This is a genomic window from Mesorhizobium sp. M7A.F.Ca.CA.001.08.2.1, from assembly GCF_003998455.1.
GTDB lineage: Bacteria > Pseudomonadota > Alphaproteobacteria > Rhizobiales > Rhizobiaceae > Mesorhizobium > Mesorhizobium ciceri.
Genome location: NZ_RZPW01000965.1, coordinates 1 through 1,974, shown reverse-complemented (window position 1 = coordinate 1,974; position 1,974 = coordinate 1). Strand labels below are relative to the sequence as shown.

The window sequence follows — 1,974 nt, the reverse complement described above, 5'->3', positions numbered from 1 at the left end:
AACCGTGGCGATCGGTGCCGACGACGATATGGAGCAGCGTCGCCGCGACATCGTCGACGCGGTTGCCCGTGTCGACACCGGGGCGGGCGTCATCGTGCTGACCGACATGTTCGGCGGCACGCCCTCCAATCTTGCCATCTCGGTGATGGAGTCCGGCCGCACCGAGGTGATCGCCGGCATGAATCTGCCGATGCTGATCAAGCTTTCCTCGATCCGCAAGGGCGACAACATGGCGGCCGCCCTTGATGAGGCCCAGGCCGCCGGTCGCAAATACATCAATGTTGCCAGCCAGCTCCTGAGCAGCAAATGACCGCGCTGTCCCCGGAAAAAGATCAGATAGTCCGGGATTTCCCCATCATCAACCAGCGCGGCCTTCATGCGCGCGCTTCGGCGAAGTTCGTCCAGCTGGCCAGCGGCTTCGATGCCTCGGTGCATGTCGAGAAGGATGGCGTCAAGGTTGGCGGCACCTCGATCATGGGCCTGATGATGCTGGCGGCAAGCCCCGGCTATTCGATCCGCGTCACCGCCAGCGGGCCGGAGGCCCAGCAGGTCATCGACGCCCTGGAGCAACTGGTGGCGTCCCGCTTCGGCGAGGAATGCTGATCTGGTAGAGCGCGATATGCGTCCGAGAGACATGCAGGGATAAAGATTTCTTTATATCCCATTGTCGTCCTTGCTCCGATCTGCTAGTCAGGCCGGCAATTCGCGCCCTTGGACGCGCCGACCGGCGCGGGCGTGTCCGCAACAAATTCGCAAGCACAACATTCGCATCGGAGTACTGCCATGACGGGTAGCAAGGACTATGTAGTCGCCGACATCTCGCTTGCCGGCTGGGGCCGCAAGGAACTCGAGATCGCCGAAACCGAAATGCCGGGCCTGATGGCCTGCCGTGAGGAATTCGGCCCCAAGCAGCCGCTCAAGGGTGCGCGCATCACCGGCTCGCTGCACATGACCATCCAGACGGCGGTGCTGATCGAGACGCTGAAGGCGCTTGGCGCCGATATCCGCTGGGCCTCCTGCAACATCTTCTCGACCCAGGACCATGCGGCCGCGGCCATCGCCGAGGCCGGCATCCCGGTGTTTGCCGTCAAGGGCGAGTCGCTGGAGGAGTATTGGGACTACACCGACAAGATCTTCCAGTGGGCCGATGGCGGCCTCTCCAACATGATCCTCGATGATGGCGGCGACGCCACCATGTACATCCTGATCGGCGCCCGCGCCGAGGCCGGCGAGGACGTGCTGTCCAACCCGCAGAGCGAGGAAGAGGAATATTTCTACGCCCAGGTCAAGAAGCGCCTGAAGGCTTCGCCCGGCTTCTTCACCAAGCAGAAGGCGGCGATCCGCGGCGTCACCGAAGAGACGACCACCGGCGTCAACCGGCTCTACCAGCTGCAGAAGAAGGGCCTGCTGCCCTTCCCTGCCATCAACGTCAACGACTCGGTCACCAAGTCGAAGTTCGACAACAAGTATGGCTGCAAGGAATCGCTGGTCGACGGCATCCGCCGCGGCACCGACACGATGATGGCCGGCAAGGTCGCTGTCGTGTGCGGTTATGGCGACGTCGGCAAGGGCTCGTCGGCCTCGCTCAAGGGCGCCGGTGCCCGCGTCAAGGTCACCGAGGTCGATCCGATCTGCGCCCTGCAGGCTGCGATGGACGGTTTTGAAGTCGTCACGCTGGAAGATGCGGCCCCCACCGCCGACATCGTCATCACCACCACCGGCAACAAGGATGTCGTCACCCTCGACCATATGCGCTCGATGAAGGACATGGTCATCGTCGGCAACATCGGCCACTTCGACAATGAGATCCAGGTCGCCGCGCTGCGCAATTTGAAATGGACCAACGTCAAGCCGCAGGTCGATATGATCACCTTCGCGGACGGCAAGCGGATGATCCTTTTGTCGGAAGGACGGCTGCTCAATCTCGGCAACGCCACCGGCCACCCGAGCTTCGTCATGTCGGCATCCTTCACC

The 1,974-nt window shown here is 62.7% G+C and carries 3 protein-coding genes; all 3 read left to right on the top strand.

What is annotated here, in order from left to right:
- Window positions 1-310: PTS sugar transporter subunit IIA (locus tag EN914_RS33580; protein ID WP_127389586.1), on the top strand; the 310-nt coding region annotated here is incomplete at its 5' end.
- On the top strand, window positions 307-603 hold the full coding sequence (locus EN914_RS33575; protein ID WP_013528333.1) for an HPr family phosphocarrier protein: 297 nt from the start codon (window positions 307-309) through the stop codon (window positions 601-603). The genes EN914_RS33580 and EN914_RS33575, both read left to right, overlap by 4 nt.
- A gap of 180 nt (window positions 604-783) precedes the next feature.
- Window positions 784-1,974, top strand: a 1,191-nt coding sequence (gene ahcY / locus EN914_RS33570) for an adenosylhomocysteinase (RefSeq protein ID WP_127389585.1), incomplete at its 3' end; no start/stop codon positions are given.

Excerpts from the sequence above, each read along its gene's own strand:
- EN914_RS33575 (WP_013528333.1), top strand. The coding sequence starts at position 307 with ATGACCGCGCTGTCCCCGGAAAAAGATCAGATAGTCCGGGATTTCCCC.